Genomic DNA, 16,890 nt, shown 5'->3' on the forward strand with positions numbered 1-16,890 from the left:
AAAACAATACTTTGAAATAAGTATTGTTTTTTGTTTATATAGAAAGAAAAAAGATATAATAAAGCAGAAATATTGAATTGTAGATGGTAGAAAAGTTAAATGATAGATAGTTTAGTAAGGAGGCTCAAATATGTTAAATGATACGATCATTAGAACATTCCGTAAAGAGGATTTAGAACAAGTATTACAGTTGTTCTATGAAACAGTTCATACAATTAATGCAAAAGATTATAACGTGTTACAGCTGCAGGCGTGGGCACCAGAGCGACTAGATAGAGAAAGTTGGTTACATTCTTTAGAGAAAAATATTAGTTATGTAGCGGATCATAACGGTGTGATAGTGGGATTTGGTGATTATAATGATGATCATTACGTAGATCGTTTATTTACACATAAAGATTATCAAGGGAAAAGGATAGCTTCATACATACTACAGAAGTTAGAAAAAGAAGCAGTGAACTTGGGGCGTGGGGAGATATATACAGAGGCGAGTATTACAGCAAAACCTTTCTTTGAAACTAAAGGTTTTATTTGCATAAAGGAACAAAAGAAACAGCATAATGGTCAGATTTTTATTAATTATGTAATGAAAAAAATAGCCCTCTCGTAAACGAGAAGGCTATTTTTTCATTATTTTACAGCTTCTTTTAGTTCTTTACCAGCTTTGAAAGCAGGTACTTTAGAAGCTGCGATTTGCATTTCTTCACCAGTTTGTGGGTTACGGCCTGTACGAGCAGCTCTTTCGCGAACTTCGAATGTACCGAATCCGATAAGTTGTACTTTTTCACCAGCAGCTAAAGTGTTAGTGATTGATTCTACTACAGTTTGTACAACTACAGTAGCTTCTTTTTGAGAAATCTCAGCATTTTGTGCTACGTTTTTAATTAATTCAGTTTTGTTCATGTTTTTCACCTCATATGTAAATATTGCTATTTAAGTTGTTATTATAACGTATAAAACATTCGAGAACAAGTGTGCGTACATATATTCACAAAAAAAATGAAATTTGTAATATTTTTCAGGATTGCTGTATAGTTGTTCCATTTAAGCGGAAACAGATTTTTTCTCTAATGCGGTTTGTTCTTCTTTGGAAGGCATCTTCTTTTTATAGGATATGAAATAAGGTAATGCCACAAATAACATACCTCCTACTAAGTTTCCGAAGAAAACAAAAATGAAGTTTGGAAAATATTCAATCCATGTTAAATCACCAGCAAAAATTGCAGCTGGGATGATAAACATATTGGCTACAACGTGTTGAAATCCAATCGCAACAAAAGTCATAACTGGGAACCAAATGCCGATAATCTTTCCGATAAATTCCTTACTTCCCATACTGAGCCAAACAGCTAAACAAACGAGCCAATTACATCCGATTGCAGAAATGAAAGCTTGTAGTGGTGTATCGTGTAGTTTAGCTTGCGCAATAGAAACCGTTTTCGCTAAAAAAGCTCCCTCTGTTAATCCGACGATATGACCGAAAAAATAAGCAACGAATACAGCACCTATGAAGTTGCTCAATGTAACAATAATTAAATTTCGTATGAAATAAAATAAAGTAATTTTCTTTTGAAGCCAGGCCATGGAAACTGTCATCATGTTACCAGTTACTAGTTCACCGCCTGCAAGAATAACGAGAATAAGACCGATAGGGAATACAGCAGCGCCTAGAAAACTAGTAAATGATCCCCAAGCCTTTGGCATTGTTCCAATAACATGAATATCGAGTAAATACCCTAATGCTATGAAAGCACCGCCAAAAAAACCGAGAATTAGCATAGGGAGTAATGATAAATGAGCTTTTTTTCTTCCGGAATTAGCAGCAAGTTCCGTAATTTCTTCTGGTGTAAATACAGACATGAATAATCTCTCCTTAAATAAAATAATAAAAAATAAATGGAACATTTTTAAGAATCTACGTATTATAAAAATATGTTATGACTTCTGTATAAATTTGTCAAAGTGAGCAAGGATGGGATTCGATATAACTAACGTTGTTCGTGTTGTCACATTCATGTAACAATAAGTCTTTAAAGTACGTCTAGAGGTGAGAACATGAATACGCATCATGTAAAAGAAGAACAGAAAAAATCAAACGTCAAGAAATTTATAATCAGTTTCATAAGTATAGTAATGATTTCTATAAGTTTGTATTTCTATGCGACAGAAATAGAACGAAAACTAGTAACAGTTACGTGGAATGAAATAGAAGCTTCTACAATTCCTAAAGAGTTTCATAATAAAAAAATATTGCAGTTCTCAGATGTACATTTAGGACCAGAATTCACACTGAAACAACTAGAAAATTTGGTGGAGAAGATGAATGCGTTACGTCCAGATGTAGTAGTTTTCACAGGGGATTTAATAGATAAGTTTGGATCGTATAAAGCCGAAAGAGAAGAAGCGAAAGGTATTTTACAAAAAATACATGCGCCCTTAGGGAAATATGCAGTGTTTGGGAATCATGATAGGGGCGGTGGAGGTAGTTTATTTTATAAAAAATATATGGAGGAAGCTGGTTTCGCTGTGTTAGTCAATAAAGTGCAGAAAATTAAAGCGGAAAACGGCAAGTATATTACAATATCAGGTTTGGATGATTTTTTATTAGGGAAGCCACAAATAGATTCGACTTTAAAATATATAAGACAACAAGATTTCAATATGCTATTAGTACATGAGCCAGATGTTGTAGACAAAGTAGCAAGTTACCCAGTTGATTTTCAAATGTCAGGCCATAGTCATGGAGGACAAGTTCAAATTCCTTTTATAGGCCCATTAATTACGACAAAACTAGCTGAGAGTCATGTGGAAGGTATGTATGAATTAGAAGGAAAGAATAAGCCATTATATTTATATGTAAATCGTGGGATTGGGACAACTCGAATGCCTGTTAGATTTTGGAGTGTACCTGAACTTTCAGTATTTGTATTAAAGCAAAATAGTAACTAATGTATTCAATTCCACATCATCATTCTTAATTTGATTCTGATGAACGAGCGATGTTAATTGGTGGTAAATAAAAAACAACAATAGGTCATATAAAACCTATTGTTGTTTTTTATTATTTTTGCAAGGGAATCGCATCGAAATATGTTCTATAGTTACTAGAGAATTCAAAGTTATTTTTTGCATCCCAATTAATAGACCAAGACATTAGACCGCGGAATGCAGGATAGCCACTCTGATTTGAAAGTTTATACTTTCCTCCGAAAGGAATTCCCTTAATGATATAATCTAAAGCTTTTTTCATTTCAGCTGGAGAAATATACCCACCACTTGGAGCGGCCGCTGGTGCTGCAGGAAGTCCAATCATTACTTGATCCGAACGAAGAGCTGGGAAAATGTTATTTGCATTACCACCTACAGGAAAACCATGTAGGAGCATATCTGCCATAGCGACCTCGTAGTCTGCAGTACCTTGATTGTAGTTATTACCGTCCATTCCAATCCCGCTACCAGCGTTGTAGTGTTGAACGTGAATGTATGTTAGTTTGTCTTTCACTCCGTAAATAATCGGTAAATATGCACCCCAGATGCTTCCGTATGCGCTATAACCGCCTTGAACATAAGCTGTTTCAGGAGCCATACTTAATAGAAAGTCGGGACCATAATGATCTGAGATTGTTCGAATAGCCGAAATAAGATTTACGATTTGAGGAGTAGTTGGTTTTTTGAAATTAGTGTCATTTCCGTTTAAGTAAATACCTGATTCAAGGTCAATATCTATTCCATCAAAACCGTATTTATCGATTAGAGATTGTATGGAATTAATGAAACGTTGCTTAGCAGCATTGTCAGGAAGTAAAACGACCCCATTTTGTCCACCTATTGAAAGAACTACTTTCTTTCCTTTACTTTTTAAATAAGAAATATCTGATTTGAATTCTGCATCTGTACCATACACAGGAGAAAATTCAACAGTAGAACGATCACCATCAGTTTCTCCGAAAGATACATTGATTACATCCCATTTTGGTGAAATGTCTCTTAATTTAATAATGCCAGTACCGTTATCAAAGTTATGCCAGTATCCAACGAGTAGTTTTGATCCTAAATTGTTTGCTGCTTGTGCTTGAAAGGGGGTTAGTGGTAATAGTAAAAAAATTACTAACGTACAACAAATGAATTTGAACTTGTTTAACATATCAACACTCCTATACAAAAAGTTGTCTAGATGTATAATCTTGTTTGTTTAATAATATCTGAAAATTCATTCTTTTGTAAGGTGACTATAATTTTCTCAACAATTGTATATGGAAAATTATTAAACCTAATGTAATAATTTTTGAAGGAGTTTGCATTACGATTGTTAAATTCAGAATATTTTGATATATTTTAAAGTATAGGACAAGGTTTTTCGCATAATACTCTTACATAAATTTCAAAATTACGTTTGGAAGGGGATGTACAAGAGTTGGATAAAAATCTTAAGAAAGACCTCAAAATACGCCACATTACAATGATTTCTATTGGTGGCGTAATAGGAGCTGGTTTGTTTGTTGGAAGTGGGGCGGTTGTACATTCAGCCGGACCAGGTTCTATCGTTTCATATGCATTAGCAGGACTTCTAGTTATTTTCGTTATGAGAATGCTTGGGGAAATGGCAGCTATTAACCCGACAAGTGGGTCATTTGCAACATATGCAAGAGAAGCAATTGGTCCATGGGCGGGTTATACAATTGGGTGGCTATATTGGTTTTTCTGGGTAATTGTTATTGCAATTGAAGCTACAGCAGGTGCGGGTATTATTCAATACTGGATTCCAGAAATTCCGCTTTGGTTATTAAGCCTAATATTAACGATTTTATTAACATTGACGAATGTTTTTTCGGTGAAATCATTTGGTGAGTTTGAATATTGGTTTTCTTTTATTAAAGTAATAAGTATTGTTTTGTTCCTTTTTCTTGGACTAGCTGTTATTTTAGGATTTGTACCAGGAACGGAAGCACCTGGCACTTCGAATTTAGTAGGGCAAGGAGGATTTATGCCAAATGGTATAAGTTCGGTGCTACTTGGAATCACTGTCGTTATATTTTCATTTATGGGATCTGAGATTGTTGCAGTAGCTGCTGGAGAGTCTGCTGAACCTGTAAAAGCAGTAAAAACAGCAACAAATAGTGTAATTTGGCGCATTCTCGTATTTTTCATTGGTTCTATCGCTGTAGTTGTTACACTTCTTCCATGGAATTCAGCGAACATACTAAAAAGTCCGTTTGTAGCGGTACTGGAACATATAGGAATACCAGCGGCAGCACAAATTATGAATTTTATCGTTCTAACAGCTGTACTTTCATGTTTAAATTCGGGTTTATATACAAATTCAAGAATGCTTTTTTCGATGGCAGAAAGAGGAGATGCTCCAAAGGCGTTTTTGAAATTGAACAATAGTGGTGTTCCAGTTCGGGCAGTTTTATTCGGAACGTTCTTCGCTTATATTGGAGTTGTTTTTAGTTACATATCTCCAGATAAAGTCTTTTTATTTTTAGTGAATGCATCTGGCGGGATTGCGTTGCTCGTTTATCTCGTTATAGCTGTTTCGCATTTTAAGATTCGTAAAAAAATGGGAAGAGTAGAGCAACAAAATTTGAAAGTGAAAATGTGGTTTTTCCCGTATGTAACGTATGTTACAATTGCCGCTATTATAGCAGTTTTAGTTGCGATGCTTGCAATTGAATCTTTACGTTCACAGGCACTTTTAACGATGCTTGTTACTGTTCTTATAATACTTTCTTATTTTATTTTTAGTAGAAATAAAAATAGTAAAGTGTTGAATCCTAAAAGTAAGAATGAGGAATCTGTTCGATTCTAATTTTCTTATTTTCGAAGAGAGTTACACCCAATCATTGCTATAAAAGAATCATATATAATCATAGAAACAAGTAATTACTATTGTCATAGTGAATATAAACTTTTTTCTTGACTTTTTATACGAAGGCGAGCAGAATGGTAAAAAAGGAAGGGGGGATGATGGTGGAAGAGTACGTATTAGAGCTGTATAACCTGTTATATACGACAGAATGGCAAGATATTGTTTCGTTTCTAGGAATCGTATTTTGTATGAAAATTGTAATTGTATATATGGAAGAGCAAGGTATGTTCTATTCCTTCTCATCCCCGTTCGATATGCAGCGCGAGCCGTTGCTAAACTATGCCAAGGTAAATTACGAACAATTTCCTTTTGTAGTTTTCTTTATGATTCGATTTATTACAGCAATTGTAAAGAAAAAGGAAAGTGACGATGAAGAGTACCACTCAACTTGTAATATAGCGAATGTTTTTTAAGCTAAATACAAGGAGGAGATTTATATGTGGTTTCGATTTCTTATGATTGGTTTCTTTTCATTAACAGCAATTTCTTTAATGGGATATCAAGTTTCTGAAATTTTTCAAGCATATAGCGATACATTTTTTAACAAAAACTAATCGCATTGCTATTTGAATAATAAAGCGATAAAATCCTTCTTAAGAAGTTTTATTAAGAAGGATTTTTTCTTTGTTTTGTCTTGCTGTGTCAAACTATTGTCACATTTACACTGTGAATAGTATGTTAAAATAGTGAGGTTACGTATACATATTTGAAGGAAGAGGGAGTGACCATTTTGGTGGATCAATCAACAAATCAGAAAAGCTATGCTCCTATTGTGATAACGCTTTCTGTAATTGTAAATGCGATTATTTTATTTTTGTTCTTTGGACCTGTTGGCTATGAAGGAGAAGTACATTTTGATGTAACGATTTTACCAATGTTAAACGCAATTTTTAATAGCTTTACGTTCGTATTCTTATTAGCAGCTCTATACTCTATTATTAAGAAGAATGTGAAAATGCACCGTGGTTTTATCCTAGCAGCATTTACGACGACATTGCTATTTTGTGTTTCTTATTTATCGTATCATTACTTAGCGCCGGCAACACATTATGGCGGAGAAGGATTCATTAAATATGTGTATTTCATCATTTTAATTACACATATTATCCTTGCAGCAATTATTGTACCACTTGCATTGTTTGCACTTGTATTTGGTTTTACAAATCAATTAACACGTCATCGTAAAATTGTACGTTGGACGATGCCGATCTGGTTATATGTAAGTTTATCTGGTGTTATTGTTTACTTAATGATCTCACCTTATTATCAATAAAAAATCCCAGCCTATAGGCTGGGATTTTTTGGTTAGGCAAATATTTTTGTAAAATGAAAAAAATATGGTATACAAAAGTATAGTTGCTTTTCATATAGAAGGGATGGTAAAGGGATATGCAAAATTTTGTATTTCGTAATCCAACGAAACTTATTTTCGGTAAAGGTCAATTAGAGCAATTGAAAACTGAAATTCCACAGTTCGGTAAAAAGGTTCTTCTCGTATACGGGGGAGGCAGCATTAAAAGAAACGGTATTTATGATAATGTAATTTCTATTTTAAAGGATATAAATGCGGAAGTATTTGAATTGACAGGTGTTGAACCAAATCCACGTGTATCAACTGTAAAGAAAGGAATTCAAATTTGTAAAGAGAATGGTGTTGAATTTATTTTAGCAGTTGGTGGAGGAAGTGTAATTGACTGTACGAAGGCAATTGCAGCTGGTAGCAAATATGATGGAGATGTATGGGATATTGTAACGAAAAAAGCATTTGCTAATGAGGCATTACCATTTGGTACTGTACTTACGCTTGCGGCAACAGGATCTGAAATGAATGCTGGTTCTGTCATTACAAATTGGGAAACGAATGAAAAATATGGCTGGGGTAGCCCTGTTACTTTTCCTCAGTTTTCAATTTTAGATCCGGTTCATACTGCGTCTGTGCCAAGGGATCAAACGATTTACGGTATGGTAGATATTATGTCACATGTATTAGAGCAATATTTCCATCATGGCACAAATACAGAATTACAAGATCGTTATTGTGAATCTGTTTTAAAAACAGTAATTGAGACAGCTCCTAAGCTTTTAAATGATTTAGAAAATTATGAGCATAGAGAAACGATCTTATATTGCGGTACTATGGCGTTAAATGGCATTTTAGCGATGGGGGTAAAAGGAGACTGGGCAACTCATAATATTGAGCATGCAGTTTCTGCGGTTCATGACATACCACACGGGGGTGGCCTTGCGATTCTATTCCCGAACTGGATGAAGCATGTTGTAGATGAAAATGTAAGTCGTTTTAAACAGTTCGCTATTCGTGTATTCGATGTAGAAACAGATGGAAAGACTGATCGAGAAATTGCGTTAGAAGGAATTGAGGCTTTACGTCAATTTTGGACTTCAATTGAGGCACCAGTAAAGTTATCTGATTACGCTATTGGAAAAAATGAAATTGATGTAATGGCGGATAAAGCGATGGCTTATGGCGAATTTGGTAATTTTAAAAAATTAAATAAAGACGATGTTTTAAGCATATATAAAGCTTCCTTATAAGTGAATCGAGAAAAGAAACCCATTTGATCGTTATATCAAATGGGTTTCTTTTCTGTTGTTTATAACTGTTTTTGATTGTTTTTGATTATTTGTGATTGTTTATGGTTGATTTTTGTGATCGTTTTCATTATACTGTAATCAAAGAAGAGGTGAATAAAATGTTAACTCCTGAACGTCATCAAATGATATTGCAACTTGTAAAAGAGCAGAAGGTTATTAAATTACAACAGTTAGTGGAAAGAACAGAAAGCTCTGAATCAACAATTCGTCGTGATTTAGCGCAATTGGAAAAGCAAAGATTATTAAAAAGAGTTCACGGTGGTGCGGCTGTTTTAACAGGAAAAGGACAGGAGCCAACGATGATCGAAAAATCTTCCAAAAACATTCAAATAAAACAACAAATTGCGAAGTATGCGGCTAACATAGTTGAACAAGGTGATTGCATTTATTTAGATGCAGGAAGTACAACATTTGAAATGATTCCATTTTTAATAAATAAAGATGTTACAGTCGTTACGAATGGACTTATGCATATTGAAGCTTTAGTTGAAAATAATATTCGTGCATATTTGCTAGGTGGAATGATGAAGAGTAGGACGAAAGCTTTAATCGGTGCAATGGCGCAGGAAAGTATGCAGAAGTATCGTTTTGATAAATGTTTTTTAGGGGCGAATGGTGTACATGAACAGCTTGGTTTTACAACTCCAGATCCAGAAGAGGCACTTTTAAAGCAAATGGCATTAACATTAGCAAATGAAGGATATTTCTTAATTGATGAAAGTAAGTTTTCAGAAGTTGCGTTTGCGAAAATTGCCAATGTTGAAGAGGCAAATATTATTACAAACCATTTAGAAATTGATTTAGAAAAATATAAAAGACAAACCAATGTAATTGAGGCTGATAAACAATGATCTATACAGTAACTTTAAATCCATCTATTGATTATGTAGTACAAGTTAATTCCTTAGATTTAGGTGCAGTAAATCGAGCGGAGAAAGATATGAAGTTTCCTGGAGGAAAAGGAATTAATGTTTCTCGCGTTCTTCATCGTTTAGGTGTTGAAAATGTAGCGCTTGGATTTACTGGTGGATTTACCGGTGGATTTATTAAAGATGTATTACAGGCGGAAGGTGTAACAACAAACTTCGTCCAAGTAGATGGAGATTCTCGAATTAATGTGAAAATAAAAGGGCAAGAAGAAACAGAATTAAATGGGCAAGGGCCTAGTGTGACAAATGAACAATTTGAACAATTAATGAAACAAATTGAAAGTATGAAGCAAGGAGATTGTATTGTATTAGCTGGAAGTGTACCGGCGTCTATCCCCACTACTTTTTATGAATCAATCGCAGTGTTCGGAGCGGAAAAAGGTATTCGTGTAGTAGTAGATGCAAGTGGTAGTGCCTTGCAGCATGTAGTTAAAAATAAACCATTTTTAATAAAGCCAAATCATCATGAACTTGGTGAGTTATTTGGAGTAGAGATTTCCACAGTAGAAGATATTTTACCGTATGGAAGAAAATTAATCGAAAAAGGTGTAGAGCACGTTATCGTATCAATGGCCGGAGATGGAGCTTTATTGTTTACGGCAGAAGGTATATATGAAGCAACTATTCCAAAAGGTGTTGTAATTAATTCGGTTGGGGCTGGAGATTCTCTTGTTGCGGGATTTGTAGGTAAATATGAACAGACAAAAGATATTGAAAAGGCATTTCAATATGGCGTTGCTACAGGGAGTGCAACAGCATTTTCAGCTGATTTATGTGAAAAGGAAAAAGTAGAAGAATTATTGTCGCAAGTAATTGTAACTAAGCGATAGGGGGAAGCAACATATGAAAATTACAGAACTATTAAAAAGGGATACAGTTATTATGAATTTGACAGCTTCAAATAAAGAAGCTGTCATAGATGAATTAGTTGAGAAATTACACGGCGCAAATCGTTTAAATAGTAAAGCTGAATTTAAAGAAGCTATTTTAAAGCGGGAGTCACAAAGTACAACTGGCATTGGTGAAGGGATTGCAATACCTCATGCGAAAACAAAAGCTGTTAAGCAACCAGCGATTTGTTTTGGTAGAAGTGTAAGCGGTATCAACTATGAATCGCTTGACGGACAGCCTGCGCATTTATTCTTTATGATTGCTGCGAGTGAAGGGGCGAATAATACGCATTTAGAAACGTTATCACGCCTATCTACACTATTAATGGATGAAGGGTTTCGTAAGCAGTTATTAGAAGCGAAGGATGAGGAAGAACTTCTTCGTTTATTTGATGAAAAAGAAAATGAAAAAGAAGAAGAGGTTGAAGTTGCAAAACCAGAAGGGAATGAACCGTACGTATTAGCTGTTACGGCTTGTCCAACTGGAATCGCTCACACATATATGGCTGCGGATAGCTTGAAAGCAAAAGCAGCAGAGCTAGGAATTGCAATTAAAGTTGAAACGAATGGATCAACAGGTATAAAAAACGGTTTAACGAAAGAGGATATTGAACGCGCAACGGCTATAATTGTTGCGGCAGATAAACAAGTAGAAATGAACCGTTTTGCTGGTAAACATGTTATTCAAGTGCCAGTCGCTGACGGGATTAGAAAAACTGAAAAACTTCTTAATCGTGCTGTAAAACAGGATGCACCAATCTTTAAAGGAATAAAAGAAGATGGAAAGACAGAAAGTACAGAGAAAGAAAAAGGATTAGGAATTTATAAGCATTTAATGAGCGGTGTAAGTAATATGCTTCCATTCGTTGTTGGTGGCGGGATTTTAATAGCGCTAGCGTTTTCGTTTGGTGGTATAAAGGCGGAAGGTCCTTTAGCTGAATTGTTCATGTCAATTGGTGGAGGAAAAACAGGTGCGTTTTTATTCCTTGTACCAATTTTAGCTGGATTTATTGCAAGTTCTATTGCTGATCGTCCTGGTTTTATGCCTGGTGTTGTAGGTGGATTTTTAGCTGCACATGCGAATGCTGGCTTTTTAGGTGGATTAATTGCTGGTTTCTTAGCTGGATATGTTGTATTAGGGTTAAAAAGATTATTTTCAGGATTACCAGTACAGTTAGAAGGAATTAAACCTGTTTTGTTATATCCAGTCTTTGGATTATTGATTACAGGAGTTGTTATGCAAAAAGTAGTAATTCCGCCTGTAGTAGCATTAAATGAAATGTTGACAGGGTGGTTAAATGGTTTAAACGGTACGAATGCTATATTACTAGGTCTTATTTTAGGTGGTATGATGGCAATTGATATGGGGGGGCCAATTAATAAAGCGGCATTTACGTTTGGTATTGCTGCAATAGAAGCGCAGAATTTTGGCGTGCACTCAGCAGTTATGGCTGGTGGTATGGTACCGCCACTTGCGATTGCATTCGCAACTACCTTCTTTAAATCGAAGTTTACAGAAGCGGAACGTAAATCTGGTTTAACAAATTATATTATGGGGGCATCATTTATTACAGAAGGTGCGATTCCATTTGCAGCAGCAGATCCGGTTCGGGTAATTGTCAGTTGTGTTGTCGGTTCAAGTATTGCAGGTGCATTATCAATGTTATTTCAAATTACATTACCAGCACCGCATGGTGGATTGTTTGTTATCGCCTTAGTAAATAAACCAGTGTTATATATTTTCTCGATATTGATAGGGGCGGTTGTTTCTGCTCTTATGATAGGAATTTGGAAAAAGAAAGTTAAATAATAGGTGTAAAGGGAGTAGCTTTTATTAGCTGCTCCCTTTTATTACAAAAAAGGAGGTCAATAATTGGAGAATGATGAATTTTGGTAAAAGATGTAATGAAATATGATTTTTTGTAACAAAAAAGTAATACTGTAATTTTTTCTGGAAAAAAATTCTGGTGCTTGTATGTGGAAAATATATGAAAACTATTGGGGATTCTATTGGAAATGTAATTCATTAATATGGAAATTTATGTTACAGCTCATTAATCGTATATTACGAATGGTTTGTAATTGTGTGTTTTCTAAAAATCTTAAAAATCCGTTGCTATAATAAAAATACGAAAACAAAGCAAATGGAGGCTATTCATGAAAAAATTATTAGGTATAGCAACGGCGGCAGTTTTTGGTCTTGGGATTTTTGCAGGTTCTGCGAAAGCGGAAACGATTGTAACAACAGATGTATTAAATGTTAGAGAAAACCCAACTGTAGAGTCAAAGCTTGTAGGTAAAATGTTAAGTGGAAATAAATTAGATGTTATAAATACAGAAAACGGATGGACAAAAATTAAATTAAATGGTCAAGAAGCGTTTGTAAGTGCTGAATTTACAAAAAGTACATATTATGTAACGGCAGGCGTGTTAAATGTTCGTGCTGGAGCGAATACTGACTCTGAAATTCTTGGTAAATTGAATAAAGACGATGTAATTGAAACGACAAATCAAGTTCAAAATGAATGGCTACAATTTGACTACAATGGAAAAACAGGATATGTTCACGTGCCATTTTTAACAGGGAAGGCACCTGTAATTGAGAAGAAAGAAGTTGTAACGCAAGAAGAAGCGCCGGTAAGAGTAACTACGCCGGTTAAAAGTAATAAAGTAGTTAAGAGTAAAGAATCTGTTAAGAATGTAGATTCAAGTAAACCTGTGGTAAAAGAAAAGTCGGTTGCAAAACCAGTTGCAAAATCTACTGAAACAAGTGCGCCTACTGGTGGTCGTGAAATTACGGTAGAAGCGACGGCATATACAGCAGATCCGAGTGAAAATGGTTCGTATGGTGGTCGTGTATTAACTGCAATGGGGCATGATTTAACTGCGAATCCAAATATGAAAGTAATTGCTGTTGATCCTAAAGTAATTCCACTTGGATCAAAAGTGTGGGTAGAAGGATATGGAGAAGCGATTGCTGGAGATACTGGTGGTGCGATTAAAGGAAATCGTATTGATGTTTTAGTTGGCTCAGATGGTAGTGCCAATAGCTGGGGGCGCAAATCTGTAAAAGTGAAAGTTATAGAGTAGTGTATATGTATTAATATAAAAGGCGGTTGCTTGAAAGTATGTAAGCAACCGCCTTTTATGGATTATTGAAAAGGATAAATCGTTTTACCTGTAATAATTTTATATGCACTGCAAAATTGGTTTTGTATATACTCTGTATCTTTATTTTCTGGCTGTAAAGTTGTTTCTTGGAGAGTAGAATGAAAGGAACGTAGTAAACAATTTAAGGCGAAGTATAATTCTTCTTGTGAACAATTTTGTTCTTTTGTAGCAGTAGCTAAAATGAGGTCTTTTGTCAAAGATGAAAAATTGATAGTGGATTGTTTCATAGTTAACTCATCCTCTCGGAACTATTTTTATCATGTATATGCGGAATTGGACAAACTATGTTCTTTTTTGTTTATAATTTCATGTACCGTAATGAAAGAACTTGCAATCATGCCGTTAAAATTGGTAAGATTGGATATAATCAATAGATGGAGTACATTACATAAAGAGAGTTGAATGATATGGGAGAAATGCAACGTGAAAAAGTTGCTGTCATCATTGGACCAACTGCTGTTGGGAAGACGAAGTTAAGTATTGATCTTGCCAAAGCGTTGAATGGTGAAATTATAAGTGGAGATTCCATGCAGATTTATCGTACGATGGATATTGGAACTGCAAAGGTGACGAAAGAAGAGATGGACGGAATTCCACATTATATGGTTGATATAAAAAATCCAGAAGAATCATTTTCAGTTGCCGAATTTCAAGAACGTGTTCGTAAGCATATTCGAGAGATTACAGAGCGTGGTAAATTGCCAATTATCGTTGGTGGAACTGGTCTGTATATACAATCTGTTTTATTCGATTATCAGTTTACGGATGATGCTGGTGATGCTATATACCGAGAACAAATGGAAAAGTTAGCATTAGAACGTGGTGTGGAATATGTACATAAGAAATTACAAGAAGTAGACCCAGAAAGCGCTGAGCGTATTCATGCAAATAATGTACGCCGTGTCATTAGAGCGTTAGAAATTTTCCGCACGACGGGTGAAAAGATGAGTGATCAACTTGAAAAACAAGAAAACGAGTTATTATACGATGTTTCTTTGATTGGCTTGACAATGGATCGTGAAATGCTATACGATCGCATTAACTTACGAGTTGATATAATGATGGACCAAGGTTTATTAGAAGAAGTAGAAGGATTGTATAATCGAGGGATACGAGATTGTCAATCTATTCAAGCGATTGGGTATAAAGAGATATATGATTATTTTGAGGATCGTGTCTCTTTAGAAGAAGCGGTATCACAATTAAAGACGAATTCACGTCGTTATGCAAAACGCCAATTAACGTGGTTCCGTAATAAGATGGATGTCACATGGTTTGATGTTACAGACGGTGAAAAAACGTCAGAAATTTTACGATACATAGAAGGAAAGCTACAACTAAAGTCGAATAATAGTAAGTAGAGAAAAAGAGGAGGATTCGACATGAAGCAATCAATCAATATTCAAGATCAGTTTTTAAATCAACTCCGTAAAGAGAATACGTTTGTTACGCTGTACTTATTAAATGGTTTCCAGCTTCGTGGATTAATTAAAGGATTTGATAATTTTACAGTCCTACTGGAAACAGAAGGTAAGCAACAGCTTATTTATAAACATGCAATTTCCACATTTGTTCCACAAAAAAATGTTTCAATTGAATTAGAGTAGTAATGAATTATTGTACATAACAAAAAAAGAGCGAGTTTCTCGCTCTTTTTTTATTTGCCATAAACAATAAATAGTGAAATTTAAGCGATTCTAAATACAGTTAGACGAATGTTAGTGTTTCCTGTTGCAGGGATCGTAATCTCGTTAAGAGTAGATTGGACAGAAATGTTTGCGCCAGCTCTTAACGTTTCGATTGTAGTAAATGAAAGTGAGTCGCCTATTAAATTTGAAGAGAAGTTATCAGTTGCGACTGCTCCATTAATTGAAATTCCTACTCCAAGAGGAGCGCATCCTGGCGCAGTGGTAGAAATAGATACGCTAATTACATAAATACCACCGTTGATAACTGTAACTGTATCTGTGCCATTAAAGATAATATTGTTTACGTTAATTGCAGTGCTGAAAATAAAGTTATTAAATTGTAGTACTGTTTGTTGAATGTTGTTTGTTACAACAATTGTTGCTACAGGGAAGCTAGGTCCAGTAGGCCCAGTCGGTCCTGTAACTCCTATACCAGTAGCGCCCGTTGGCCCTTGAACACCCTGAGGTCCGGTAGCACCAGTAGCACCCGTGTTACCTTGAACACCTTGAGGTCCGGTAGCACCAGTAGCACCTGTGTTACCTTGAACACCTTGAGGTCCAGTAGCACCTGTGTTACCTTGAGCACCCTGAGGTCCAGTAGCGCCCGTGTTACCTTGAGGTCCCTGAGGTCCAGTCGGTCCAGGAGGCCCACCAGAAGGTCCAGTCGGTCCTGTAACTCCTATACCAGTAGCGCCCGTTGGTCCTTGAATACCCTGAGGTCCGGTAGCACCAGTAGCACCCGTGTTACCTTGAGCACCTTGAGGTCCGGTAGCACCAGTAGCACCCGCTGGTCCTTGAACACCTTGAGGTCCGGTAGCACCAGTAGCACCCGTGTTACCTTGAGCACCTTGAGGTCCGGTAGCACCAGTAGCACCCGCTGGTCCTTGAACACCTTGAGGTCCGGTAGCACCAGTAGCACCCGTGTTACCTTGAACACCTTGAGGTCCAGTAGCGCCGGTAGCACCCGTGTTACCTTGAGCACCTTGAGGTCCAGTAGCACCTGTGTTACCTTGAGCACCCTGAGGTCCAGTAGCGCCGGTAGCACCCGTGTTACCTTGAGGCCCTTGAGGTCCAGTGGCACCAGTAGCACCCGTGTTACCTTGAATGCCCTGAGGTCCAGTAGCACCAGTAGCGCCCGTGTTACCTCGAGGTCCGGTAGCGCCGGTAGCACCCGTGTTACCTTGAGCACCTTGAGGTCCAGTAGCACCTGTGTTACCTTGAGCACCCTGAGGTCCAGTAGCGCCGGTAGCACCCGTGTTACCTTGAGGCCCTTGAGGTCCAGTGGCACCAGTAGCACCCGTGTTACCTTGAATGCCCTGAGGTCCAGTAGCACCAGTAGCGCCCGTGTTACCTCGAGGTCCGGTAGCGCCGGTAGCACCTGTGTTACCTTGAATGCCCTGAGGTCCAGTGGCACCAGTAGCACCCGTGTTACCTTGAATGCCCTGAGGTCCAGTAGCACCAGTAGCGCCCGTGTTACCTCGAGGTCCGGTAGCGCCGGTAGCACCTGTGTTACCTTGAATGCCCTGAGGTCCAGTGGCACCAGTAGCGCCCGTGTTACCTTGAGGTCCAGTGGCGCCAGTAGCGCCCGTGTTACCTCGAGGTCCGGTAGCACCAGTAGCGCCCGTGTTACCTTGAGGCCCTTGAGGTCCAGTGGCACCAGTAGCACCCGTGTTACCTTGAATGCCCTGAGGTCCAGTAGCACCAGTAGCGCCCGTGTTACCTCGAGGTCC

General features: G+C 36.8%; 17 protein-coding genes. 12 read left to right on the top strand and 5 right to left on the bottom strand.

Annotated elements, in window-relative coordinates; translation table 11 throughout:
* The first annotated feature begins 130 nt into the window (after window positions 1-130).
* The gene (locus tag AC2CGR_RS19445) at window positions 131-610 is read left to right on the top strand and encodes a GNAT family N-acetyltransferase (protein ID WP_087966454.1); all 480 of its coding nucleotides are present in this window, start codon (window positions 131-133) and stop codon (window positions 608-610) included.
* A gap of 20 nt (window positions 611-630) precedes the next feature.
* On the opposite strand, the gene AC2CGR_RS19450 is transcribed toward AC2CGR_RS19445, so the two are convergent.
* Window positions 631-903, bottom strand: a complete 273-nt coding sequence (locus tag AC2CGR_RS19450; protein WP_001043904.1) for an HU family DNA-binding protein — start codon at window positions 901-903, stop codon at window positions 631-633.
* A 141-nt stretch (window positions 904-1,044) separates the two neighbouring features.
* The gene (locus AC2CGR_RS19455) at window positions 1,045-1,860 is read right to left on the bottom strand and encodes a formate/nitrite transporter family protein (RefSeq protein WP_087966456.1); all 816 of its coding nucleotides are present in this window, start codon (window positions 1,858-1,860) and stop codon (window positions 1,045-1,047) included.
* Window positions 1,861-2,055: 195 nt separating this feature from the next.
* Between AC2CGR_RS19455 and AC2CGR_RS19460 the strand changes: the two genes are divergently transcribed.
* Window positions 2,056-2,949 (top strand): metallophosphoesterase, encoded by an 894-nt coding sequence (locus tag AC2CGR_RS19460; RefSeq protein ID WP_484481070.1) that lies wholly within the window; start codon window positions 2,056-2,058, stop codon window positions 2,947-2,949.
* Window positions 2,950-3,061: 112 nt separating this feature from the next.
* Here the strand turns inward: AC2CGR_RS19460 and AC2CGR_RS19465 are convergent, their stop codons facing one another.
* Window positions 3,062-4,144: a chitinase gene (locus AC2CGR_RS19465; protein ID WP_484481071.1), complete on the bottom strand. Its 1,083-nt coding sequence runs from the start codon at window positions 4,142-4,144 to the stop codon at window positions 3,062-3,064.
* Between the two features lie 270 nt (window positions 4,145-4,414).
* On the opposite strand from AC2CGR_RS19465, the gene gabP reads away from it, so the two are divergent.
* From gabP to entD, 8 genes are all read left to right on the top strand, one after another.
* Entirely contained in the window at window positions 4,415-5,809 is a 1,395-nt protein-coding gene (gene gabP / locus AC2CGR_RS19470) for a GABA permease (protein ID WP_087966461.1), read from the top strand.
* A 134-nt stretch (window positions 5,810-5,943) separates the two neighbouring features.
* Window positions 5,944-6,282: a hypothetical protein gene (locus AC2CGR_RS19475; RefSeq protein WP_131100587.1), complete on the top strand. Its 339-nt coding sequence runs from the start codon at window positions 5,944-5,946 to the stop codon at window positions 6,280-6,282.
* 317 nt (window positions 6,283-6,599) lie between these two features.
* Window positions 6,600-7,142, top strand: coding sequence for a DUF420 domain-containing protein (locus AC2CGR_RS19480; protein ID WP_087966465.1), 543 nt, complete (start codon window positions 6,600-6,602; stop codon window positions 7,140-7,142).
* 116 nt (window positions 7,143-7,258) lie between these two features.
* Window positions 7,259-8,422, top strand: a complete 1,164-nt coding sequence (locus AC2CGR_RS19485; RefSeq protein ID WP_087966467.1) for an iron-containing alcohol dehydrogenase — start codon at window positions 7,259-7,261, stop codon at window positions 8,420-8,422.
* Window positions 8,423-8,580: 158 nt separating this feature from the next.
* Entirely contained in the window at window positions 8,581-9,333 is a 753-nt protein-coding gene (locus AC2CGR_RS19490; RefSeq protein WP_029439520.1) for a DeoR/GlpR family DNA-binding transcription regulator, read from the top strand.
* Entirely contained in the window at window positions 9,330-10,241 is a 912-nt protein-coding gene (pfkB, locus tag AC2CGR_RS19495; RefSeq protein ID WP_087966469.1) for a 1-phosphofructokinase, read from the top strand. Before AC2CGR_RS19490 ends, pfkB begins: the two co-directional genes overlap by 4 nt.
* Before the next feature lie 13 nt (window positions 10,242-10,254).
* On the top strand, window positions 10,255-12,111 hold the full coding sequence (locus tag AC2CGR_RS19500) for a PTS fructose transporter subunit IIABC (protein ID WP_087966471.1): 1,857 nt from the start codon (window positions 10,255-10,257) through the stop codon (window positions 12,109-12,111).
* Between the two features lie 347 nt (window positions 12,112-12,458).
* Window positions 12,459-13,391 (top strand): cell wall-binding protein EntD, encoded by a 933-nt coding sequence (gene entD / locus AC2CGR_RS19505; protein ID WP_087966473.1) that lies wholly within the window; start codon window positions 12,459-12,461, stop codon window positions 13,389-13,391.
* Between the two features lie 62 nt (window positions 13,392-13,453).
* On the opposite strand, the gene AC2CGR_RS19510 is transcribed toward entD, so the two are convergent.
* Entirely contained in the window at window positions 13,454-13,699 is a 246-nt protein-coding gene (locus AC2CGR_RS19510; protein ID WP_087966475.1) for a hypothetical protein, read from the bottom strand.
* A 180-nt stretch (window positions 13,700-13,879) separates the two neighbouring features.
* Here AC2CGR_RS19510 and miaA point away from each other — a divergent pair, with 180 nt between their 5' ends.
* Both miaA and hfq read left to right on the top strand, forming a co-directional pair.
* Entirely contained in the window at window positions 13,880-14,833 is a 954-nt protein-coding gene (gene miaA, locus AC2CGR_RS19515; RefSeq protein ID WP_061685561.1) for a tRNA (adenosine(37)-N6)-dimethylallyltransferase MiaA, read from the top strand.
* Between the two features lie 21 nt (window positions 14,834-14,854).
* Complete coding sequence (hfq, locus tag AC2CGR_RS19520; RefSeq protein WP_000813896.1) at window positions 14,855-15,079, top strand: RNA chaperone Hfq; 225 nt, start codon at window positions 14,855-14,857, stop codon at window positions 15,077-15,079.
* Window positions 15,080-15,159: 80 nt separating this feature from the next.
* Here hfq and AC2CGR_RS19525 read toward each other — a convergent pair.
* Window positions 15,160-16,890 (bottom strand): Gly-Xaa-Xaa repeat protein (locus tag AC2CGR_RS19525; RefSeq protein WP_484481072.1); only part of this gene is annotated, 1,731 nt, incomplete at its 5' end.

Source organism: Bacillus sp. LSHTCR4, from assembly GCF_057197025.1.